This is a genomic window from Streptomyces sp. LHD-70 (assembly GCF_031157275.1).
In the GTDB taxonomy this organism is placed as follows: domain Bacteria; phylum Actinomycetota; class Actinomycetes; order Streptomycetales; family Streptomycetaceae; genus Streptomyces.
In genome coordinates this window covers 77636-99948 of sequence record NZ_JAVIFW010000013.1, presented here as the reverse complement: position 1 = coordinate 99948, position 22313 = coordinate 77636, and the positions used below count along the sequence as shown (strand labels likewise).

General features: G+C 72.0%; 20 protein-coding genes. 10 read left to right on the top strand and 10 right to left on the bottom strand.

Annotated elements, in window-relative coordinates:
* The first annotated feature begins 145 nt into the window (after positions 1 to 145).
* The gene (locus RCO28_RS25155) at positions 146 to 967 is read left to right on the top strand and encodes a cutinase family protein (protein WP_308943539.1); all 822 of its coding nucleotides are present in this window, start codon (positions 146 to 148) and stop codon (positions 965 to 967) included.
* Between the two features lie 19 nt (positions 968 to 986).
* Here the strand turns inward: RCO28_RS25155 and RCO28_RS25150 are convergent, their stop codons facing one another.
* Together RCO28_RS25150 and RCO28_RS25145 are read right to left on the bottom strand one after the other, a co-directional pair.
* On the bottom strand, positions 987 to 3839 hold the full coding sequence (locus RCO28_RS25150; protein ID WP_308943538.1) for a BTAD domain-containing putative transcriptional regulator: 2853 nt from the start codon (positions 3837 to 3839) through the stop codon (positions 987 to 989).
* A gap of 329 nt (positions 3840 to 4168) precedes the next feature.
* Positions 4169 to 5971, bottom strand: coding sequence for a protein kinase (locus tag RCO28_RS25145; RefSeq protein ID WP_308943537.1), 1803 nt, complete (start codon positions 5969 to 5971; stop codon positions 4169 to 4171).
* 205 nt (positions 5972 to 6176) lie between these two features.
* On the opposite strand from RCO28_RS25145, the gene RCO28_RS25140 reads away from it, so the two are divergent.
* From RCO28_RS25140 to RCO28_RS25115, 6 genes are all read left to right on the top strand, one after another.
* Complete coding sequence (locus tag RCO28_RS25140; protein ID WP_308943536.1) at positions 6177 to 6848, top strand: GNAT family N-acetyltransferase; 672 nt, start codon at positions 6177 to 6179, stop codon at positions 6846 to 6848.
* 112 nt (positions 6849 to 6960) lie between these two features.
* Complete coding sequence (locus RCO28_RS25135) at positions 6961 to 7449, top strand: VOC family protein (RefSeq protein WP_308943535.1); 489 nt, start codon at positions 6961 to 6963, stop codon at positions 7447 to 7449.
* Between the two features lie 166 nt (positions 7450 to 7615).
* A complete protein-coding gene (locus tag RCO28_RS25130) occupies positions 7616 to 9064 on the top strand; it encodes an MFS transporter (protein WP_308943534.1) in 1449 nt (482 codons plus the stop codon).
* Between the two features lie 56 nt (positions 9065 to 9120).
* Positions 9121 to 9360: a hypothetical protein gene (locus RCO28_RS25125; protein WP_308943533.1), complete on the top strand. Its 240-nt coding sequence runs from the start codon at positions 9121 to 9123 to the stop codon at positions 9358 to 9360.
* Between the two features lie 11 nt (positions 9361 to 9371).
* The gene (locus tag RCO28_RS25120; RefSeq protein WP_308943532.1) at positions 9372 to 9791 is read left to right on the top strand and encodes a type II toxin-antitoxin system VapC family toxin; all 420 of its coding nucleotides are present in this window, start codon (positions 9372 to 9374) and stop codon (positions 9789 to 9791) included.
* Positions 9792 to 9971: 180 nt separating this feature from the next.
* Complete coding sequence (locus RCO28_RS25115) at positions 9972 to 11768, top strand: DEAD/DEAH box helicase (protein WP_308943531.1); 1797 nt, start codon at positions 9972 to 9974, stop codon at positions 11766 to 11768.
* A 39-nt stretch (positions 11769 to 11807) separates the two neighbouring features.
* On the opposite strand, the gene RCO28_RS25110 is transcribed toward RCO28_RS25115, so the two are convergent.
* A complete protein-coding gene (locus tag RCO28_RS25110; protein WP_308943530.1) occupies positions 11808 to 12197 on the bottom strand; it encodes a hypothetical protein in 390 nt (129 codons plus the stop codon).
* Between the two features lie 399 nt (positions 12198 to 12596).
* On the opposite strand from RCO28_RS25110, the gene RCO28_RS25105 reads away from it, so the two are divergent.
* Together RCO28_RS25105 and RCO28_RS25100 are read left to right on the top strand one after the other, a co-directional pair.
* Positions 12597 to 13238, top strand: a complete 642-nt coding sequence (locus RCO28_RS25105; protein ID WP_282537134.1) for an IclR family transcriptional regulator — start codon at positions 12597 to 12599, stop codon at positions 13236 to 13238.
* Positions 13239 to 13297: 59 nt separating this feature from the next.
* Entirely contained in the window at positions 13298 to 14095 is a 798-nt protein-coding gene (locus tag RCO28_RS25100; RefSeq protein WP_308943529.1) for a S16 family serine protease, read from the top strand.
* A 237-nt stretch (positions 14096 to 14332) separates the two neighbouring features.
* Here the strand turns inward: RCO28_RS25100 and RCO28_RS25095 are convergent, their stop codons facing one another.
* The 6 genes from RCO28_RS25095 to RCO28_RS25070 all read right to left on the bottom strand — a co-directional run bounded on the left by RCO28_RS25095 (position 14333) and on the right by RCO28_RS25070 (position 19258).
* Positions 14333 to 14686: a hypothetical protein gene (locus RCO28_RS25095; RefSeq protein WP_308943528.1), complete on the bottom strand. Its 354-nt coding sequence runs from the start codon at positions 14684 to 14686 to the stop codon at positions 14333 to 14335.
* A gap of 112 nt (positions 14687 to 14798) precedes the next feature.
* Positions 14799 to 15779, bottom strand: a complete 981-nt coding sequence (locus tag RCO28_RS25090) for a glycine betaine ABC transporter substrate-binding protein (RefSeq protein WP_308943527.1) — start codon at positions 15777 to 15779, stop codon at positions 14799 to 14801.
* On the bottom strand, positions 15776 to 16648 hold the full coding sequence (locus RCO28_RS25085; protein ID WP_308943526.1) for an ABC transporter permease: 873 nt from the start codon (positions 16646 to 16648) through the stop codon (positions 15776 to 15778). Before RCO28_RS25085 ends, RCO28_RS25090 begins: the two co-directional genes overlap by 4 nt.
* The gene (locus RCO28_RS25080) at positions 16645 to 17931 is read right to left on the bottom strand and encodes a betaine/proline/choline family ABC transporter ATP-binding protein (RefSeq protein ID WP_308943626.1); all 1287 of its coding nucleotides are present in this window, start codon (positions 17929 to 17931) and stop codon (positions 16645 to 16647) included. Before RCO28_RS25080 ends, RCO28_RS25085 begins: the two co-directional genes overlap by 4 nt.
* Before the next feature lie 4 nt (positions 17932 to 17935).
* Complete coding sequence (locus RCO28_RS25075) at positions 17936 to 18583, bottom strand: ABC transporter permease (protein ID WP_308943525.1); 648 nt, start codon at positions 18581 to 18583, stop codon at positions 17936 to 17938.
* Between the two features lie 168 nt (positions 18584 to 18751).
* Positions 18752 to 19258 (bottom strand): Lrp/AsnC family transcriptional regulator, encoded by a 507-nt coding sequence (locus tag RCO28_RS25070; protein ID WP_308943524.1) that lies wholly within the window; start codon positions 19256 to 19258, stop codon positions 18752 to 18754.
* 128 nt (positions 19259 to 19386) lie between these two features.
* Here RCO28_RS25070 and hppD point away from each other — a divergent pair, with 128 nt between their 5' ends.
* Complete coding sequence (gene hppD, locus RCO28_RS25065; RefSeq protein WP_308943523.1) at positions 19387 to 20535, top strand: 4-hydroxyphenylpyruvate dioxygenase; 1149 nt, start codon at positions 19387 to 19389, stop codon at positions 20533 to 20535.
* Between the two features lie 62 nt (positions 20536 to 20597).
* Here the strand turns inward: hppD and RCO28_RS25060 are convergent, their stop codons facing one another.
* Positions 20598 to 22226, bottom strand: coding sequence for a tetratricopeptide repeat protein (locus RCO28_RS25060; RefSeq protein WP_308943522.1), 1629 nt, complete (start codon positions 22224 to 22226; stop codon positions 20598 to 20600).
* Positions 22227 to 22313: the final 87 nt, after the last annotated feature.

Below are 22313 nucleotides of genomic sequence, written 5' to 3'. Positions count from 1 at the left end.
CGCGGTCAGGAGGCCGGCGGAGGAATGACCAGCAGGGCTCGTCCGCTTCGTCACCAGCCAAGTCATCGTCATGTCATCGTGATGCCAACACCCCTCCCTAGCTTGTGAGTTGCTTCCATTCACACTCCTAGGGGGAGATCAGGTCATGGCCAAGACCAGCAGGATGACGCGGACTCTCGGGGCCGCGGCGGCGACGGCGGCGTTGGCGTTCGGGGGCGTCGTCGCGCTTCCGGGGGCCGCGCAGGCGGCTGACGCGGACCGGTACTACATCCAGGTCGGCGGTACCGGGCCGACGAAGCCCGCGCCCGAATGCACCTTCACCTACGACCCCGCGAACGCGGCGCACCAGCTCGGGGACCGGGCGATCAAGGTGTGCTATCCGGCCTCGTGGGGACCGGTCATCGGCCCGACCGGCTCGCTGATCGACATCACCACGGGGCAGGTCCACCCGGAGGCCCTCACCGCGCCGACGTACGACACGAGCGTGCGGATCGGGATCGAGGAGACGCTGAAGGTCGCGGAGCGGACGCATCGCGACCACCCGGACGCGCAGCTCACCATCGTCGGCTACTCGCAGGGCGCGCAGGTGGCCGACGAGGTGCTGCAGAAGATCTCCCGCGGCGAGACCGGCATCGACAAGTCGCAGGTCGACGGCAAGCTCTACGCCGACCCGATGCAGCCCGGCACCGGCTTCGGCGCGGTCGTCCCCAAGGGGCTCGGCGTGCCCGGCGTGGCCACGTCGCCCGGCGCGGGGCCGACGGACTTCAACGGCGTTCCTGTCACGCGGTACTGCATCAACGGTGACCCGGTGTGCGACGCGAACCTGCTGAACACCCCCGGCTACTTCGAGCTGCACCCGAACTACGCCGAGGACAACAACGCCATCGAGCGGACGATGACCGAGGACAGCGGCAACGGCGTCCAGTGGCTCAACCCGGACGGCACGCCCGCCCCGCCGCGCGCCTGATCTAGGCGAAGGAGACGACCTAGCCCCCCTGCCCGCGTCCGCGTCTTCCCAGCGCCTCCAACACCCGTGAGATACGGGCCCGGTTGGCCTCCGTGACCGGGAGGTTGGTGGAGCGGGCGAAGAAGTCGCGGGCCGAGGTCAGGTCCTCCGTCGCCGCGCCGTACCAGACGAGCTGGTGGCGGATGACGATCTCCGAGTCGGTGCCGGTCTGCTCGTCGAGGAGTGCGCGGGCGCGGCGGCGCAGGTCGGCCGCCGCCTCCGGGTGCCCGAGGTGGGCCTCGGCGGTGGCGAGGCGGTCGAGTACCGCGGAGTGCAGGGGGACGTCGCCGAGGCGGCGGGCCAGGTCCTCGGCCTTGCCGAGCGCGCCCGCGGCCTCGGCGGGCCGTCCCAGGTCGAGCTGGAGGCGGCCGAGGCGGAGCAGGGTCTTGCCGAGGAGACGGGGGCTGCCGGACCGCTCGGCGAGGGCGATGGCGTCGGTGTAGCGGTCGTACGCCTGGTCGTGCTCGCCGAGCTGGTGGTGGATGTCGCCGACGCGGGTCATCACGGAGCCCATCAGCCAGTCGTCGTGCTCCAACGAGCCGACCAGGCGCGCGACTTCGGCGAAGTGGGTCATGGACTCGGCCGCGTCGCCCTCCAGGTTGGCGAACGTGCCGAGCCCGGCGCAGGCGCGCGCCTGTTCGTGCGGGTCGTCGGCGCGGCGGCTGAGGTCGAGGGCCTGCGTGAACCAGGCGCGGGCCTCCTGGTAGCGGCCCTGCAAGCCGTACATGATGCCCATGCCCGTACGCAGCGCGGAGGCGAGGCGCTGCTCGGTGGAGCGGTCGGCCGGCGGGAGGGCGGTCTCCAGGGCGGTGCGGCACTCGTGGAAGCGGCCCTGGCGGGTGAGGTAGTCGACGAGGCCCTCGGCGAGCCGGCAGGCGTCGTCGGCGTGGCCCGCGGCGACGGACTGCCCGACCACGTCGACGAGTTCGGTGCCCGCCGCGTCCAGCCAGGCCGCGGCGTCCTCCCAGTCGGTGAACGGGCCGCTGCCGTGGGCGTCGGGGACGGAGGTGCCCCAGTCGCTGGCGCAGCGCGCGGCGGTGACGTAGAGCCGGAAGACCCCGGCGCGGGCGGCCGCCGCCTCGTCGGGGCGGGTGGCGGCGACCCGGCGGGCGTAGACCGCCACCAGGTCGTGCAGGCGGTAGCGGTCGGCGGTGACCTGCTGGACGAGGCTCGCGTCGGCCAGCTGCTCCAGGGCCTGCTCGGCCTGCGCGGGAGGCAGGCCGAGCAGGGCCGCGAGCGTGAGGCGGTCGAACTGCACGGTCGGCGAGAGCCCGAGGACCCGGAACGCGCGCTGCTCGCCGGGCGGGAGCTGCCCGTAGGAGAGCTGGAACGCGACCTCGACGCTGCGGTCCTCGACGGCGAGTTCGTCGAGGCGCCGCTCGTCGTCGGTGAGGCGGGCCGCCAGCGCCTCGACGGCCCACAGCGGGCGGTCCTGGACGCGGGCCCCGACGATGCGCAGGGCGAGCGGCAACCGGTCGCAGAGCGCGGCGAGTTCGCGTACGGCGGCCCGCTCGCGCTCCGTGCCCGCGCCGCCGACGATGCGGGTCAGCAGGCCCGCCGCCTCGTCGAGGGCGAGCGGCGCGAGGGAGATCCGGCGGTCCGCGTCCAGGCCCGTGAGGCGCTGCCGGCTGGTCACGAGGACCATGCTGCCGGGGCCCGCGGGCAGCAGGGGGCGCACCTGCTCGGCGGAGGAGGCGTCGTCGAGTACGAGCAGGAGGCGGAGGCCGGCCGTCGCCGCGCGCCAGGACGCGGCCAGCTCGTCGAGGTCCTCGGAGTCCTCGCCCTCGCCCGCGCCCACCGAGCGCAGCAGCCGCCGCAGCACGCGCTGCCGGCCCGCCGCCTCGTGGTCCTCGCGGTGGCCGTGCAGCTCCACGAAGAGGCAGCCGTCGGGGTACCGGTCCGCGAGCCGGCGCGCCGCGTGCACCGCGAGCGCGGTCTTCCCGATCCCGGCCATGCCGTCCACGGCCCGTACGGTGACCACGCCCGCGTCGGCGTCCGCGACGAGCAGGGCGAGCTCGCGGTCCCGGCCGGCGAACTTGCCGATGTCGACGGGGAGTTCACTGCGCCGGGGCCTGCGCGGAGCGGGCGTCGCGGGAGCATCCGTACGCGGAAGGCGGGAGCCGTCGCCGCGCAGCACCGCCTCGTGCACCTGCCGCAGCTCGGCGCCGGGGTCCACGCCCTGCTCGTCGACGAGGCGGCGGCGGGCGGCGGCGTAGACGTCCAGGGCGTCGGACTGCCGGTTCGCGGCGTACAGGGCCCGCATCAGGAGCGCGGCCAGGGCCTCGTTGTACGGGTGCTCCGCGGTCAGCGCGTACAGCTCGCCCACGGCCTCCGCGTGCCGCCCGAGCCCCAGCCGTGCCGCCGCCAAGTCCTGTGCCAGGACGAGGCGTTGCTCGGTCAGCCGGTGCCGCTCGCCCTCCGCGAAGGGCCCGGGCACGGAGGCCAGCGGCTCGCCGCGGAACAGGCCGAGGGCCGTGGACCAGGCGGCGGCCGCGGCGTCCAGGTCCCCGGCCTCGCGCGCGGCGCGCCCCTCGGTGGCGAGCTCCTCGCAGCGGACGACGTCCACCCAGGTGCCGCCCGGGGCGTTCGCAGGGGTGAAGCGGTAGCCGCCGCGGACGGTGACGAGCACGGACTCGGCGGCGCCGGTTCCCCGGCCGGGGGTGTCGAGGCGTTTGCGCAGCCGGTGGACGTAGACCGGGATCACCTTGGCGCCGGTGCCGGGCGGCTCGGAACCCCAGACGCCGTCGAGGAGTTGCTGCCGGGTGACGGTGCGGCCGGGGCGCAGGAGCAGGGCGGCGAGGAGGGCCTGCTCGCGGACCGGCCCGAGGTCCACGGGTGCGCTGCCGCGCCAGGCCTGGAGGGGGCCGAGGAGGGCTAATCGGAGGTGCGGATTTGCATCTTCGTTTGCACCCGCGTCTACATCTGCGTCTACATCTGCGTCTGCATCTGTGGATAACTCGCGCATGATCGCCACGCGGGGGAGTTTATAGAGCGGCGCGCTCGCTGCGGGGGCCCTCACAAGATCCGCCCGTACTTTTCCCCACCCCGCCCCTTCCCGAACTGGGGGCAGGCCCCCAGGCCCCCGATCGCCTGACGGCTCGTCCTCAAACTCCCCCAGCCTTCGGCCGGGAGGTGCCCCCGGACGGGCTGGAATTGCGCCGCCTACCCCCCAGCCGCGAACGACTCCAGCGCCACATCGAAGTGCCGCTTCGCCGTGGCCGACTGGGCGCTCGGGCCCGAGATCCACAGGTCGTACATCCTGCCGCCCTCGTCCCAGCTCAGGTCGTACGTCTGCCGGGGCCCGCCGTCCGCCGCCGTCCCGTCCCAGGCGAAGCTCCAGAGCGCGGCGGGGTTGCCGTCGTGGGTGGTCTCGGTGACCGAGCCGTCGCGGTAGCCGGGGTAGTCGTCCGGGCCGTCCCGGTGCGCCTGCTCCATGACCGCCAACGGGCCCTGGGGGTCCTGGGGTTGGGGGTGGAAGCCGAGGCGGAACTTCTTGCCGGGGGAGTAGTAGTAGACGCGCGGCGCCTCGTAGGAGCGGGTGAAGCCGTCGGGGACCGCGACCTTGAAGCCCAGCGGGTCGGTGACCGTGCGGTACCCGGCGGGTGCCGGGTCGTCGGCGGGTGCGTCGGAGCCGCCGTCGTCCGGGGCGCCGCTCGCGTCGCCGCCGCCCGGCTTCTCCTGCTGGGTGGGCCCGGTCGACTTCGCCCCGTCGGGCGCGGCGGGGTTCGGGGACGCGTCCGGTACGCGGTCGCCCTTCGGGCTCTCGGCCGTCGGCGTCGGGTCGGCCTGCACCTTCCCGGAGGCCGACGGGTCCTTGCCCTGGTCACGGCCCGCGTACCAGAGCCCGAATCCCGTACCGCCCGCCGCGAGCGCCACGGCGAGGGCGGCCGCGAGGACGGCGGTACGCACCCGGGGGCGCCGGGCGGGCGGCGCGGGCCGGGCCGAGGCGGAGACGAGCGGTTCGGCGGGCTCGGTCACGGGGCCGGACGCGGACTGCGGGTCCCGCGGGGTCGGCGGCTGCGGTGCCCGCGCGGCCCCGCGGTGCGTGGGCGGCGCCGGGGGCGCCGCGGCGTGGGCGAGGCGCGGGTCGGCCGGGGCCCCGGCGCCTACGCGCGCGCCTGCGGTGGCCAGCGGGGCGGTCGCGGCGTCCTCGGCCAGCGGCCAGAGCATCCGCTCCGCCTCGTCGAGGTCGACCCGGCGCTGCACGTCCCGCTCCAGGAGCCCGCGTACGACCGGGGTGAGCGGGCCCGCGGCGGCCGGGATGCGGATGTCGTCCATCACGACGGCGTGCAGGACCCCGGCGACCGAGTCGCGGTGGAACGGGGACTCGCCGTCGACCGCCGCGCACAGCAGCACGCCGAGGGACCACAGGTCGGACTCGGGGCCGGTGTGCCGGTTCGACATGCGCTCGGGCGCCGTGTACTCGGGCGAGCCGACGAACGAGCCGGTCTCGGTCAGCGTGGTCTGGCCCGCGACCTGCGCGATGCCGAAGTCGGAGAGGACCACGCGGCCGGTGCGCGCCTCGATCAGGACGTTGGCCGGCTTGAGGTCGCGGTGCTGCACCCCCGAGGCGTGCGCCGCGCGCAGGGCGTCGAGCAGGGCGAGGCCGACGCGGGCGGCCTCGGCGGGGGAGACGGGTCCTTCGAGGGCGATGCGGTCGGCGAGCGAGCGGCCGTCGATCAGCTCCATCACGATCCACGGCTGTGCGTCGTGCTCGACGATGTCGTGCAGCACCATGATGTTGGGGTGGCGCACCTGGGCCACCGAACGGGCCTCGCGCAGGGTCCGTTCCCGCTGCATCTCCGCGTCCATGGACGGCAGTCCGTCGTCGACGTGGAGTTCCTTGACGGCGACGGCGCGGCCGAGCAACTCGTCCTGCGCACGCCAGACGGTGCCCATGCCGCCGCGGCCGAGCCGTGCTCCGATGCGGTACCGGCCCGCTATGAGATCCCCCGTGCTTGCCATGCGCACATCATGCCGCAAAGCCCCGGTACCCCCGGTGTGGCGGCGCCCGGGCCCACAGGCGACGATTCGGGGCGAGGCGGGCGAAGCGCTGCGACGCAGGGGGCGGGAGGAGTTTCCCGTTACCTGCGGGGTGTGCCGTTCGTGCAGGGTAGACGCAGGCCGGAAGGGGCGGATGAGCTTCATGCACACCGAAGGTGGAGATGCTGTGGAAGGTGCACAGCAGGCGCTCGTACAGGGGGAGTTGTACGTACGAGAGCACGGGGAGTCGTACGTACGAGAAGGGGCCCCGGCCGAGCAGGACCCGGACCTGCACCCGGACCCCGACCCCGTGCCGACCCTCCCCGCCACCCCCGTCGTCCTCCGCGGCGACGGGCTCGTCCTGCGGGAGTGGGCCGAGGGTGACCTGCCCGCGATGGCGGAGCTCTTCGACGAGCCCGGCATCGCCCACCGCACCCCGCTCGCCTCGCCCTTCGACCTGGCCGCCGCCCGCGCCTACCTCGACCGGGCCCGCAGCACCCGCGCCGACGGCACCCGGCTCCAGCTCGTCGTCACCGAGGACGGAGTGACGCCGCTCGGCGAGGTGCTGCTCGCCTCGCTCGGCGCGGAGCGCCCGGCCGGTGCGGTCACGCTCGGGTACGCGATCGGCGCCGCCCACCGCGGCCGCCGCCTCGCCCTCCGCGCCACCCGGCTGCTCACCGAGTACGCCCACACCACGCTTGGCCTGCACCGGCTCCGGCTGCAGATCGAGGCGGACAACGCGGCCAGCACCGGGGTGGCCCGGGCGGCGGGGTACCGGCTCCGTGCCGACGTACCGCCGACCGAGGTGACGCAGAAGGGGCGTACGTACACGCTGCAGGTCTGGGAGCACGAGGGGTAGGCCGTATCGAGGGGTGGGCCGCTTCGCGGGTGGGCGATGAGTTCGCGGGGCGACCGGGGTCTACCCCCGTGAGGCGCGCGGGTGGACCCGCGCCACGTCGAAAGGCATCCCCATGAGCGCACAGCCGCAGAAGATCAAGACATGTCTCTGGTTCGACGGCCAGGCCGAGGAGGCCGCCGAGCTCTACACGTCGCTGTTCGACGACTCCCGCGTGACCCAGGTGCAGCGTTACAGCGAGGTCGGGCCGGGGGAGCCCGGCAGCGTCATGGTGGTCATGTTCGAGCTCGCGGGGACGGAGTTCATGGGCCTCAACGGCGGCCCCGAGTTCCAGTTCACCGAGGCCGCCTCGGTCTACGTCGACTGCGACGACCAGAAGGAGGTCGACCGGCTCTGGTCCGCGCTCACCGCGGACGGCGGCCAGGAGGGCCCGTGCGGCTGGCTCAAGGACAAGTACGGCCTGTCCTGGCAGATCATCCCGCGCGTCCTGGACGAGCTGATCACCGACCCGGACCCGGCCAGGTCCGGGCGCGCGATGAAGGCGATGCTCAGCATGGGCAAGCTCGACGTCCAGGCGCTGGTGGACGCGGCCGACGGGAAGTGACGCGCCCCGGTCGCGGACGGTTCCGGAGGTCGTGGCGGGACTCGAACCCGCAACGTGACCGCCGTACGCCGTTCATGCACGGACCCGGGTCGTACGACCAAGGGACCAGCCGCCGCCCGCCCAACGACAGGCGCCAGTAAGGGAGTTGCCCCTTACGCTGACGCGCATGACCACGACCGAACGGGACACCGCACCCAGCGTCCTGCGGGAGGCGGAGCACACGAGCGGGGTGCTGCGCCGCCCGTACCGCGCGCTGAGCATCGGCATCGTCTCCGTCGTCCTCCTCATCGCGTTCGAGGCGACCGCCGTCGGCACCGCGATGCCGGTCGCCGCACGGGAGCTGGACGGGGTGGCGCTTTACGCCTTCGCGTTCTCCGGCTACTTCACGACGAGCCTGTTCGGCATGGTCCTCTCCGGCCAGTGGGCGGACCGGCAGGGGCCGCTCGGCCCGCTGACCGCCGGGATCGGGGCGTTCGCCGCGGGCCTGCTGCTCTCCGGGACGGCGGGCGCCATGTGGCTGTTCGTCCTCGGCCGCGCCGTCCAGGGCCTCGGCGGCGGCCTGGTGATCGTCGCGCTGTACGTGGTGGTCAGCCGGGCCTACCCGGAACGGCTGCGCCCGGCGATCATGGCGGCGTTCGCGGCGAGCTGGATCGTGCCGTCGATCGTCGGACCGCTCGCCTCCGGCACGGTCACCGAACAGCTCGGCTGGCGCTGGGTGTTCCTCGGCATCCCCGCCCTGGTCGTGATCCCGCTGGCCCTCGCGCTCCCCGCGATCCGCCGCACGGCCGCGGGCCCGCCCGACGGCGCCCCCGCCGCGTTCGACCCGCGCCGGATCCGTCTCGCCCTCGGCATCTCCGGCGGCGCCGCACTCCTCCAGTACGCGGGCCAGGACCTCAGTGTCTGGTCGCTGCTCCCGGGCCTCGCGGGGGCAGCGCTGCTCGTGCCGTCGGCGCTCGGGCTGCTGCCGCGCGGCACGTTCCGGGCCGGGCGCGGGCTGCCCGCGGTGGTGCTGCTCCGTGGCATCGCGGCCGGGTCGTTCATCGCGGCCGAGTCCTTCGTACCGCTGATGCTCGTCACCCAGCGCGGGCTCTCGCCGACGATGGCCGGGTTCTCGCTCGCGGTCGGCGGCGCGACCTGGGCGCTCGGCTCCTGGGTGCAGTCCCGGCCACGCCTCGAACCGCACCGTGAGCCGCTGGTCCGGCTCGGCATGCTGCTCGTCGCCCTGGCCATCGCCACGGCGCCGACGGTCCTGATCGACGCCGTACCCGTCTGGATCGTGGCCGTCGCCTGGGCCTGGGGCTGCTTCGGGATGGGCCTGACGATCTCGTCGACGAGCGTGCTCCTGCTGAAGCTGTCCGCCCCGAGCGAGGCGGGCACCAACTCGGCCGCCCTGCAGATCTCCGACGGCCTCTCCAACATCCTGCTCCTCGCGACGGGCGGCGCGGCGTTCGCGGCGCTGGGCGGGGGAGCGGTGGGGTCGGCGCACGGGGCGGGGGCGGCCACGGGGGCGAACCCCGGCGCGTTCGTGGCGGTCTTCGCGCTGTCGGTCGCGGTGGCGCTGGTGGGGGTGTTGGTGGCGGGGCGGCTGCGGTCTTCGGCCACACACGCTCCGTAGATGCATCGCTACGCATCCGTTGCGCATCATGATGCACACCCCGTACACTGTGATGCATGAGAACCACAGTCGACCTCCCCGAAGACCTGATCCAGGACGCCAAGCAGCGGGCGGCGCGCAGGCGCGTCTCGGTGAGTGCGGTGATAGAGGATGCGATGCGTGCCTCGTTCGCGCGGGACGTCGCAGCCGCACGGAACATCGTCAAGCTGCCGACGTACGGGACCGGCGGTGTGCGTCCCGGCGTCGACCTCGGCGACAACGGCTCGCTGCTCGACCTGATGGACGGCACCGAGTGATCTTCTGTGACGTGAACGTCCTCGTGTACGCCTTTCGCGAGGACGCCGACGGCCACGAGGCGTATCACAGCTGGCTGGCCGAGCGGCTCAACGGCGAAGAGCCGGTGGGGATCAGCTCGGTGGTGACGAGCGGTCTGGTGCGCATCGTCACGCATCCGAAGATCTTCACGGAGCCGGCGCCCGTGTCGGCGGCTCTGGAGTTCGTGGAGGCGCTGCGCGAAGCGCCGGCCTCCGTCCCGCTGCGCGAGGGTGAGCGGCACTGGCAGATCTTCGAGCGCCTGTGCCGCAAAGTGGGAGCGCGCGGAAACCTGATTCCGGACGCCTACCTCGCCGCCCTGGCCATCGAGACCGGCGCGACGTTCTACAGCGCGGACCGAGGCTTCGCCCGCTTCCCCGGTCTCCGTTGGCAGCACCCCATGGACGAGGTCTGAACATGCCCGATCTCCAGGTGAACCTCAGGCCCGACCAGGAGGCCGCCGTCCCATGTGACCCCAGTCCCAACCTCGGTCGGCCCGGCTGAGGGCACCCCGATCCGTGAACCCGCACCGGTAAGGTGGCCCGGTTGTCATACGTAGCCGAGCGCCGCGCGCGCAGGAACCCCGACGGAGACCGTGACTACTTCGACCGCCGCCACCTCCAGCCACCACCTCTCCCCCGCCTTTCCCGGCCGCGCCCCCTGGGGCACCGCGAACAAGCTGCGGGCCTGGCAGCAGGGGGCCATGGACCGGTACATCCAGGAGCAGCCGCGGGACTTCCTCGCCGTCGCGACCCCCGGCGCAGGCAAGACGACGTTCGCGCTGACCCTCGCCTCCTGGCTCCTTCACCACCACGTCGTGCAGCAGGTGACGGTGGTCGCGCCGACCGAGCACCTGAAGAAGCAGTGGGCGGAGGCCGCGGCCCGGATAGGCATCAAGCTGGACCCGGAGTACAGCGCCGGCCCGCTGAGCAAGGAGTACCACGGCGTCGCGATCACCTACGCGGGCGTCGGCGTGCGCCCCATGCTGCACCGCAACCGCGTCGAGCAGCGCAAGACCCTCGTGATCCTCGACGAGATCCACCACGCCGGTGACTCCAAGTCCTGGGGCGAGGCCTGCCTGGAGGCGTTCGAGCCCGCCACCCGCCGCCTCGCCCTCACCGGCACGCCGTTCCGCTCGGACACCAACCCGATCCCCTTCGTCCAGTACGCGGAGGGCAACGACGGCATCCGCCGCTCCTCCGCGGACTACACCTACGGCTACGGCAACGCCCTCGGCGACGGCGTCGTCCGCCCCGTCATCTTCCTCTCGTACAGCGGCAACATGCGCTGGCGCACGAAGGCGGGGGACGAGATCGCGGCCCGCCTGGGCGAGCCGATGACCAAGGACGCCGTCAGCCAGGCCTGGCGCACCGCGCTCGACCCGCGCGGCGACTGGATGCCCAACGTCCTCAAGGCCGCCGACCAGCGCCTCACCGAGGTCCGCAAGGGCATCCCCGACGCGGGCGGCCTCGTCATCGCCTCCGACCAGGACTCGGCCCGCGCCTACGCCAAGCTGATCCGCGATATCACCGGCACCAAGGCCACGCTCGTTCTCTCCGACGACAACGGCGCCTCGCAGCGGATCGACGACTTCAGCGCGAGCGACGACCGCTGGATGGTCGCCGTCCGCATGGTGTCCGAGGGCGTCGACGTGCCCCGCCTCGCGGTCGGCGTGTACGCGACGACGATCTCGACCCCGCTGTTCTTCGCCCAGGCCGTAGGCCGTTTCGTACGGTCCAGGCGGCGCGGCGAGACCGCCTCCGTGTTCCTGCCGACCATCCCCGACCTCCTCGGCTTCGCGAACGAGATGGAGGTCGAGCGCGACCACGTCCTCGACAAGCCGAAGAAGGACGGCGAGGAGGACCCGTACGCCGAGTCCGAGCAGGAGATGGACGAGGCGAACAAGCAGGAGGACGAGGACACCGGCGAGCAGGACATGCTGCCCTTCGAGGCCCTGGAGTCCGACGCGGTCTTCGACCGGGTCCTCTACGACGGCTCCGAGTTCGGCATGCAGGCCCACCCGGGGAGCGAGGAGGAGCAGGACTACCTCGGCATCCCGGGACTGCTCGAACCCGACCAGGTGCAGATGCTGCTGCAGAAGCGCCAGGCCCGGCAGATCGCGCACAGCAAGAAGCGGCCCGACGAGGACGCGGACCTGCTCGAACTGCCCGCCGAGCGCCGCCCTGTCGTCTCCCACAAGGAGCTGCTGGAACTCAGGAAGCAGCTGAACACCATGGTCGGCGCGTACGTCCACCAGTCGGGCAAGCCGCACGGCGTGATCCACACCGAGCTGCGCCGGGTGTGCGGCGGCCCGCCGAGCGCGGAGGCCACGGCGGGCCAGATCCGGCAGCGGATCACCAAGGTGCAGGAGTGGGCCACTCGGATGAAGTGAGCCCGGGGGAGAGGGAGTTGGGGCCGCGCGCCCTCTCGGCTACCCCTTCCGGCCCGGCCGGTGGCGGCCGAGCGCGACCATCCCCGTGCCGACGGCCAGGGTCAGCGCACCGGCCCCGATGATCCACCCCGTACCGGAGTCCGACTCGGGCAGCGGCTCGGCCGGTCCACTGCGGGCCGCGACCACGGTGACTGTCGAGGGCGAGGCCGGGGCCGGGGCGAGGGGGCCGAAGGCGGCAGGGGGAGCTGAGGCGGCTGAGGCGGCAGGGGAGGCAGAGGCGGCCGAGGTTGCAGGAGCGGCCGAGGCAGGAGCGGCAGGAGCGGCAGGAGTGGCTGGAGCGGCTGGGGCGGCCGTGGCGGGCACGGACCACAGGAGCGCACCGGTGGCGGCGGCGACGGCGACACAGGGGGCGGTACGGCGGAGCTTCATGTGCGGCGGCCTTTGCTGTGACGGCTCGGGAGCTGGAACGGCTCGGGTGCACCGGGGTCGGGACCGGCTGAGCGCCAACGTAATGTGCGTACGACACCAGTGGCGGCCGCAAAGGTCCCCGGTCCCGCGCCAGAGGTCCCGAAGCGGGCGCGCCACCGGATGGCCAAGGTCCCCAAAGGCTCCAAAGGGGCATACCGCAACTGATCGACGCCGGTCCGTCGACCAAGGTGCCCGGATTCTGGACAAAGTCTTCCGCTGAGCGGGACGGGCTCGCTACTGTCCCCGGAACGCACACGCCCCGTGGCAGCGCCGCCGCGGAGCGCAGCCAGTGCCGGGCGGCACCGGGGCGAGCGCGCCCCGGACCGCCTCTTTTCGACTCACCTCTAAGGAGAGGGCGTCGTGACCGCGGAGACTTCCCAGACGCTCGACCGAGGCCTGCGGGTCCTCAAACTGCTCGCCGACACCGACCACGGCCTGACCGTCACCGAACTGTCCAACAAGCTCGGGGTCAACCGCACCGTGGTCTACCGACTGCTCGCCACCCTGGAGCAGCACACCCTGGTCCGCCGTGACCTGGGCGGCCGCGCCCGCGTCGGCCTCGGCGTGCTGCGCCTCGGCCGGCAAGTGCACCCGCTGGTCCGCGAAGCCGCGCTGCCCGCGCTGCGTGCCCTCGCCGAGGACATCGGGGCCACCGCGCACCTGACGATGGTCGACGGCGCGGAGGCGCTGGCCGTGGCGGTGGTCGAGCCGACGTGGACCGACTACCACGTGGCGTACCGCACGGGCTTCCGGCACCCGCTCGACCGGGGCGCCGCCGGCAAGGCGATACTCTCCGCCCGCCAGGGCCTGCTGAACGACCCCGGCTACACGCTCACCCACGGCGAGCTGGAGGCCGGCGCGAGCGGCGCGGCGGCACCGCTGATCGGGGTGACGGGCATCGAGGGCAGCGTCGGCGTCGTGATGCTGGCGGACTCCGTGCCGGAGCGGGTGGGGGAGCGGGTCCTCGACGCGGCGAAGGAGGTCGCGGACGCGCTGCGGTAGCCCCGGAGGACCGAACCCCGGACCACGGTGCCGAGTCCCGCACGGACTAGATTGACCCCGTGCTCTCTCGCCTCGCCGCCCTCCCCCGCCGTACCGCTCTCGCCCTCAGCGCCGTCCCCGTACTGGCCCTGATCGGTGTGACCGTCTTCGCGCCGCTGCCGTTCGCGGTGGCGCAGCCGGGTTCGACCGAGGACGTGCTCGCCGACCACAAGGGCGAGCAGGTGATCACCGTCGAGGGTGCGCCCACGCGGCCCACCCAGGGCAAGCTCCTGATGACGACGATCGCGGCGACGGCCCCGGACACGGAGGTCGACCTGGGCGGTGTGGTCGACGCCTGGTTCCGCACCGACCGTGCCGTGATGCCGCGCGAGGCGGTGTACCCGACCGGTGACACCACCGAGGAGATCGAGAAGCACAACCGCGGCGAGATGCGGAAGTCCCAGGACGACGCGGTCGCGGCGGCCCTGAACTATCTGGACGAGAGCCCGGAGGACGTACGGGTCGAGCTGCAGATGGAGGACATCGGCGGCCCGAGCGCCGGACTCCTCTTCACGCTCGGCATCATCGACAAGTTGGACGGCGACAGCAGCGGCGGCGACCTCACGGGCGGCCGCACCATCGCCGGTACGGGAACGATCACCGCCGACGGCAAGGTCGGCCCGGTCGGCGGCGTGGCCCTGAAGACCCAGGCGGCGGGCCGCGACGGCGCGAGCGTCTTCCTGGTCCCGAAGCCGGAGTGCGCCGACGCGAAGGCCGAACTCCCCGACGGCGTACGCCTGATCCCCGTCACCACCCTCGACGGCGCGGTGGACGCGCTGCGCGCGCTCGACAAGGGCGGCAAGGTCCCTAGCTGCTGACCACCGCGACGACGGGAACCCGCGGGGTCGCCAGCCGGAGCCCCAACTCGACGAGTAACCAGCCGAGTTGAGTACGCAATGGGGTGCGGGGCGCCGGACGGTATGCGGCTGCCTGTAGCTGGGGTATGAGGGGCAGAGGGGGCAATCCAGGGCTGCCCTCGGTCCCGTGTGGTCAGGGCGTACAGGTGAAGCGAGCCCACGCGGTGCTCAGGGTGCGGAGTGTGGAGTCAACTCACTTCAGCTGTCGATGGGTTGGTGCTTCTTTACGTTCAGCTCGTGATCCTGGTCGGGAGTGAGCGCAGCGTGAAGTAACCATCCGCGGTGCTGAGCCAGTCGTGCATGTGTGTGGGCGGCGGCAGTGGTGGGCGCGTGCTGTGTGGCCACCTCGTGCAGCACCTCCGGTACGGCACCCGGGGTCTCGGGCGCCCCGTCCGTCATCAGCTCAACGCCGATCCGTGTGCCCTGATGCGCCGTCCGCCACCACCGCTCCCGCCCCTTGCCGTGCTCGGGCGCGTCCTCGACGAAGCCGTACGCGGCGAGCTGGCGCAGGTGACAGCTGGTCGCACCACTTGGACCCGCCCAGCTCGACACGGGCCCGCACCCGCGGCTCCTGCCGCACGCGAGGCCTTCACCGGAGAGGCACTCCCGGCGAGGCGCTTACCTCCCCCCCCACGTGCGAGGCCTCACCCACCCCGGCGAGGCCTCAGTTCTCCTTGACGAACCCCTCAGCCACCATCCAGTCCAACGCCACCGAATGCGGATCCTCCCCGCCCACGTCCACTCGGGCGTTCAGCTCGCGGGCCACGTCGTTGTTGAGCTTGGCCGTGATCGGGGCCAGGACGTCCGCGATCTCCGGGAACTCCTTCAGGGAGTCGGTGTTGATCTCGGGGGCGGCGTTGTAGTTGGGGAAGAACCGCTTGTCGTCCTCCATCACCGTCAGGTCCATCGCCTTGATGCGGCCGTCGGTCGTGAACACCTCGCCGTACGTGCAGGTGCCCTTGGCCGCCTGCGTGTAGATGATGCCGGTGTCCATCTTGGTGATGTTGGCGGGCGGGACGCTCATCCCGTACTCCTTCTGCATGCCCGGCAGGCCGTCGTTGCGGGAGGCGAACTCGCTCTCCACGCACAGCGTGACCGCCTTCGGGTCGGACTTCGCGAGCGCCGCCACGTCCGAGAGCGTCTTCGTCTTGTACTTCTTCGCGTTGGCCTGGTTCATGGCGAGTGCGTACGTGTTGTTGAGCTCGGACGGCGGCAGCCAGGTGAGGCCGTTCTCCTTGTCCGCCTCGCGCACCGCCTCCCACTGCTTGCGCGGGTCGTCGATCGGTTCGGTGTTGCCCTGGTACGTGATCCAGGCGGTGCCCGTGTACTCGTACATCAGGTCCGCGTCGCCGCTCTTGACCGCCTCGCGGGCGCCGATCGAGCCCTGGATGCCGGTGCGGTCGAGCACCTTCGCTCCGGCCGCCTGCAGCGCGATGCCGGTGATCTGGCCGAGGATCAGCTGCTCGGTGAACTCCTTGGATGTGACGGTGAGATCGGCGCCCTCCAGCGGCCGGCCCTTGCCGACCGTGCCCGGCGTGACGTCGTCGACCATCGGGGAGCCGCTGGTCAGCCCGCACCCGACGAGCAGCGACGGGACCAGGACCGCGGCCGCCGCGAGACCGATCGCGCTCGTACGCCGCCTCATGACCGCACCTCCAGACCTCGCGGCCGCAGCAACAGCTCGGCGAGCGACGCCAGCCAGTCCACGAGCAGGGCGAGTGCCACCGTGAGGATCGAGCCGAGCACCAGGACCGGCATGCGCTGGTTGGTGATGCCCGTGGTGATCAGGTCGCCGAGCCCGCCGCCCCCGCCGAACGTGGCGAGCGTCGCCGTGCCGACGTTCAGGACGAGCGCGGTCCGCACGCCCGCGAGGATCAGCGGTACGGCAAGGGGGAGTTCGACCTTGCCGAGCACGCCGAGCGGGGACATGCCGATGCCCCGGGCGGCCTCCAGGAGCGTCGGGTCGTTGCCCTTCAGACCGGCGATCGTGTTGGACAGGACCGGGAGGACCGCGTAGATCACGATGCCGAACAGGGCGGCCTTCTGACCGATGCCCATCCAGATCACGAGCAGCGCGAGCAGGCCGATCGCCGGGGTCGCCTGCCCGATGTTGGCCAGGGCCATCGCGACCGGGGCCGCCTTCCGCAGCGGTTTGCGGGTCAGCAGGATGCCCAGCGGGATCGCGATGATCAGCACGAAGAACGTGGAGATCACGGTGAGTTGGATGTGCTGGCGCAGGCGCAGCCACACATTGCCGTCGGCCAGGGCGTTCTCCGCGATCGAGTCGAGCTCGGCGTTGCGGAACCAGAGCCAGGTGATCAGCAGCACGATCGCCAGGACCGCGGGCAGGAACGTCAGCTTCTGCCAGCTGATCCGCGGCGGCTCCTTGGCGGGCGGCTCGGGCGCGGCCTCCTCCGCCTCGCCGACGTCCCGGAACGGCACGCCCTTGACCTCGTGCTCACCCTCCGGCCGGGCGGGCGGCGTGGGGTTCGACGGTCCGCGCGAGGTGTTCACGCCCGCTCCTCCCCGGTGGCCTCGGCGCCCTCCTGCTCGCGGTGGGTGTGCTCGGCGCGCTGCTCCTCCAGCTCGTGCTGGTGCTCGACCGCGTCCAGGCGGTCGGCCTCCAGGAGTTCGTGCACGGAGTTCATCAGCGTCTCCATGTCGACGACACCCTCGTACGCCCCGCGCCGCCCCGTCACCGCGACCCGGCCCGCGTTGTCCGTGAGCACCGCCTCAAGCGCGTCGCGCAGGGTGGCGTCGCGGGTCACCGTGTCGTGGACGAGGGTGCCCGCGCGGGCGAGCGAACCGCGGGCGCGCATCAGGTCGCCGCGGCGCAGCCACTTGTACGGGCGGCCGCGCTTGTCCAGGAGCAGGATCTCGTTGGTGCTGCCGGAGCGGAGCTTGTTGAAGATGTCCTGCAGCGGATCGTCGACCGTCACCGTCGGGTAGTCCCGCACCTCCACATCCCGTACACGGGTCAGGTTGAGGCGTTTCAGGGCCGCGCCCGCGCCGACGAAACCGGAGACGAAGTCGTCGGCGGGGTTGGTGAGGATGGCCTCCGGGGTGTCGAACTGGGCGATGTGCGAGCGCTCCCTCAGCACCGCGATGCGGTCGCCCAGCTTGATGGCCTCGTCGAAGTCGTGCGTGACGAACACGATGGTCTTGTGCAGCTCGTGCTGGAGCCGGATCAGCTCGTCCTGCAAGTGGTCGCGGGTGATCGGGTCGACCGCGCCGAACGGCTCGTCCATCAGGAGCACGGGCGGGTCGGCCGCCAACGCCCGTGCCACGCCCACGCGTTGCTGCTGGCCGCCGGAGAGCTGGCGGGGATAGCGGCCGCGGAACTCGCCCGGGTCCAGGCCGACCAGGTCGAGCATCTCCTCGACCCGGTTCTTGATCTTCGACTTGGACCAGCCGACCATCTTCGGCACCAGGGCGATGTTCTGCGCGACGGTCATGTGCGGGAAGAGCCCGGAGGACTGGATCGCGTATCCGACCTTGCGGCGCAGCTTCACCGGGTCCATGTCGGTGACGTCCTCGCCGCCGATCCGGATGCGCCCGCTGGTCGGCTCGATCAGGCGGTTGATCATCTTCAGCGTCGTGGACTTACCGCAGCCGGAGGGGCCGACGAAGATGACGAGTTCGCCCGCCTTGATCTCCATGTTGACCTCGTCCACCGCCGGGTTGGGGCTGCCCGGGTAGCGCTTGGTGAGGTTCTCCAGCTCGATGGTGGCGCCGGTGGTCGCGTTCGCCGTGGACGCGTTCGCCGTGGACGCGGTGGCCCCCGCGGTCTCGGTCACGGATTCAGACACGGATCCCCCTCGGAATGGTCAGCCGTCCGATCAGGACGTACGCGGCGTCGAAAAGGAGCGCCAGGACGATGATCCCGAGCGTGCCCGCGAGCACCTGGTTCAGCGCGTTCTTGCTGCCCAGGGAGGCGATGCCGCGGAAGATCTCGTTGCCGAGGCCGGGACCCGACGCGTACGCGGCGATCGCGGCGATGCCCATCAGCATCTGCGTGGAGACCCGGATGCCGGTGAGGATCGGCGGCCAGGCCAGCGGCAGCTCCACCCGGAAAAGGCGCGCCCCCCGCGACATCCCGATGCCCTTGGCGGCGTCCACCAGGGACGGATCGACCCCGCGCAGCCCGACGATCGCGTTCCGCACGATGGGCAGCAGCCCGTACAAGGTCAGGGCGATCACGGTCGGAGCGACGCCGAGCCCGACGATCGGGATGAGCAGACCGATCATGGCGAGCGACGGGACCGTCAGGATCGTGGAGGTCGCCGTGGTGGCGAGCGAGCCCGCCCAGTCGCTGCGGTACGTGACGATTCCGATGATCACGCCGAGCACCGTGGCCACGACCATGCACTGGAAGACCGCGCTGGCGTGCTGGTAGGCGTCGGTCAGCAGCTGCTGATGCCGGTTGCCCAGGTAATCCCAGAAGTTCACCCCGTTACACCTCGGCTCTTCCGTGTCGACTCAAACATCCTTACGGGATGCGGACCGCCGTACCGCACGGAAAGCGCGGCCTGCGGTGGTCCCGCGGACGACGGCCAGACGGTCTGCGGCAGAGGGGCAGCGGCAGACGGTCAGCGGCAGACGGTCAGCGGCAGACGGTCAGCGGGAGCCGGGCTGCAGCGACGCCGCCTGCTCCACCAGCGGGATGATCCGCAGCGGAACGGGGTTCTCCATGACGATCGCCGTGGCGGCCCGGACGATGCCATCAAAACCCACAACCCGGTCGATCACACGTTGGAGATCCGCGTTCGACCTGGCCACGAGGCGACAGAGCATGTCCCCGCTGCCGGTCGTCGTATGCAGTTCGAGCACCTCGGGCACGGTCGCCAAGTGGGCGCGTACGTCGGCTCCCTGGCCCTGCTTGATCTCCAGGGTCGCGAACGCGGTGACCGGATAGCCGAGCGCGGCCGGGTCGACGTCCGGGCCGAAGCCGCGGATGACTCCGTTCGACTGAAGCCGGTCGAGCCGCGCCTGCACCGTGCCGCGGGCCACGCCGAGCCGCCGTGACGCCTCCAGGACGCCGATCCGGGGCTCCCGGGCGAGCAGCACGATGAGGCGGCCGTCGAGCTCGTCGACGGTGGGTCCGACCGGCTTTCCCAGAGACATGGCGTGGATCACACTCCCGATGGTCATCCTGCACAGATCGTCCGGACATATTGGCGCTCCACTAGGCACATTGACCAGGGTGACAGCGAACTATTGCGCACCTTGTGGAACGGAGAGAACCTGCGAACATGACTGACACCACGCAGGTCACCACCCCTCACACCGCCCGGCAGGCCGACCCCTTCCCGGTCAAGGGAATGGATGCGGTCGTCTTCGCCGTGGGCAACGCCAAGCAGGCCGCGCACTACTACTCGACCGCCTTCGGCATGAAGCTCGTCGCCTACTCGGGACCCGAGAACGGCAGCCGCGAGACGGCCAGTTACGTTCTGGAGAACGGCGGCGCCCGGTTCGTCCTCACCTCCGTGATCAAGGCCGCCACCGACTGGGGCCGCTTCCTCGAAGCGCACGTCGCCGAGCACGGTGACGGTGTCATCGACCTCGCCATCGAGGTCCCGGACGCCCGCGCCGCCTACGCGTACGCGATCGAGCACGGCGCCACCGGCATCGAGGAGCCGTACGACACCAAGGACGAGCACGGCACGGTCGTCCGCGCGAGCATCGCGACGTACGGCCAGGTCCGGCACACGCTCGTCGAGCGCACCGGCTACGACGGCCCCTACCTGCCGGGCTTCGTCGCCGCCGACCCGATCGTGACGCCGCCGGCCAAGCGGACCTTCCAGGCCATCGACCACTGCGTCGGCAACGTCGAGCTCGGCAAGATGAACGAGTGGGTGGCCTTCTACAACAAGGTCATGGGCTTCACGAACATGAAGGAGTTCGTGGGCGACGACATCGCCACCGAGTACAGCGCGCTGATGTCGAAGGTCGTCGCGGACGGCACCAAGAAGGTCAAGTTCCCGATCAACGAGCCCGCGATCGCGAAGAAGAAGTCGCAGATCGACGAGTACCTCGACTTCTACAACGGCCCCGGCGTCCAGCACATGGCGCTCGCCACCAACGACATCGTCTCGACGGTACGCACCATGCGCGACGCAGGTGTGCAGTTCCTGGACGTGCCCGACTCGTACTACGACACCCTCGGCGAGTGGGCGGGCGAGACCCGCGTGCCCGTGGAGACGCTGCGCGAGCTGAAGATCCTGGTCGACCGGGACGAGGACGGCTACCTGCTGCAGATCTTCACCAAGCCGGTCCAGGACCGGCCGACCGTCTTCTTCGAGATGATCGAGCGGCACGGGTCGATGGGGTTCGGCAAGGGGAACTTCAAGGCGCTGTTCGAGGCGATTGAGCGGGAGCAGGAGAAGCGGGGCAACTTGTAGGTCGGGCTTGTCGTTCGGTGGACGTCGTCCGGGGCTCGGTCGATCGCCCTCCGGGCTCGTCCTCAAGCGCCGGACGGGCTGGGTTTCCGCCCTTCGGGCTTGTCCTCAAGCGCCGGACGGGCTGATTTTGTCGGCGAGGCCGACGGCGACGGTGTTCGCGTGGCCGTCGGGCTCGGCTTCGGAGTTGAACTCGGCGTCGGCGCAGGGGAGTTGGGGACAGTCGGTCGCACCGGCGCCGCAGGCTTCGGCGGCGGCGCCGTCGGCTTCCCGTGCATGTTCTCCGGGCCGCCCTCCGGGGGCTCGCCGAGGGCGACCAGGGCCTCCGAGGCGGAGGGCGCGAGCAGCGGGGAGAAGTGCGGGTTGACGCGCATCGCCTGCTCAAGGTGGCGGCGGGCCGCGCCGTACTTGCCGACCTCGCGCTCGATCTCGCCCCGGTGGTACGCGAACAGCGCGCTCATCGGGCCGTCCTTCATCGCCCGCGTCGCGTACGGCAGGGCCTTCTTGCTCTTGCCCGCGCGGTGCAGCGCCCAGGCGAGGGCGTCGCTGACCTCCCGGCCCGGCTGGCGCTTGTACTCGGCGGTCAGCCGTCGTACCGCCGCCTCCGGGTCGCCGTGGTCCGCCTCGAAGCGGCCGAGGATCAGGGCGTCGTTGACGCCGACCGCGCTCTCCTGCTCGACCCGCGCGCGCAGCAGCTCGTACTGCGCCTGCGAGGCGGGCTCCATGCCAAGGGACTCGTACAACTCGCCCAGTTCCAGGGCGTGTTCGGGGCGCGGCAGCTTCGCGATCGCCGCCTGGTAGCTGATGGTCGCGTCCGAGGTCCGGCCGAGTGCGGCCAGCGCGCGGCCCTTGCCCGCCAGCGAGGCGTGGTGCTCGGGCTCGGTGCGCAGCGCCGCCTCGAAGTAGTTCAGCGCCGCGGCCGGCTCCCCGCGCTCGAACATCAGCTCCCCGAACCGGTGCTGGTACGAGGCCTGTTCGGCGGGCGTCTCCGCGAGCGCCGCCGCGTCCGACAGGTACGCCGCCGAGTCCTCGCGCCAGCCGCGGTCCCGGTAGACCTGCGCGGTACGGGCCATCACGGCGCTGCCCGACCCCAGTTCCTGCAGCTTCTCCAGGGCCTTGCCGACCGCCTTGTGGTCGCCGACCCCGCCGTACGCCTCGATCAGCGGCGGGTAGAGCGTCCAGCGCTCCGGCGCCCTCGCCACCGCGGCCTCGGCGTACTTCTTCGCCGCGCGGTAGTCGTGCCGCGCGTTCGCGAGCACCGCCATCCCGGCCAGGGCCTCCACGTTGCCCGCCGCGCCGGAACGCGCCGCGAGGGACCGCTTCAGGGCGTCGTCGGCCTTCGCCAGAAACGCCAAGTCCGCGGTCCTGCGGCCCTGTTCGACATAGGCCGAGCCGAGCACCGCCCAGGACTCCTCGTCGCCCGGATGGCGCCGCACATGCGCCTCGCGGTCGCCGATCAGCGCCGCCAGATCGGGCAACGCCGCCGGTACACCCGCCCCGTACGCGGCCTGCGCCCGCCCCACCGGACCGAGCGCGGGCGGCGGCGCGCCGTCCCGCAGCAGCGGTACGAGTGTGACCACGCCGGCCAGGACCACGGAACCCGCGACCGAGGCGAGCAGCACCCGGCGCGGGGAGGAGGTCCGGCGCCGGCGCGGCGCCCGCGAGTCCTGACGCGCATCCTGATCGATCTCCATGGCGCACACTGTGCGGCAGAAAGTGGGCCAATACGACGAACGCATCGCGGCGTGCGCCGGGCGACGCAGACGGGTTCACACCGATGG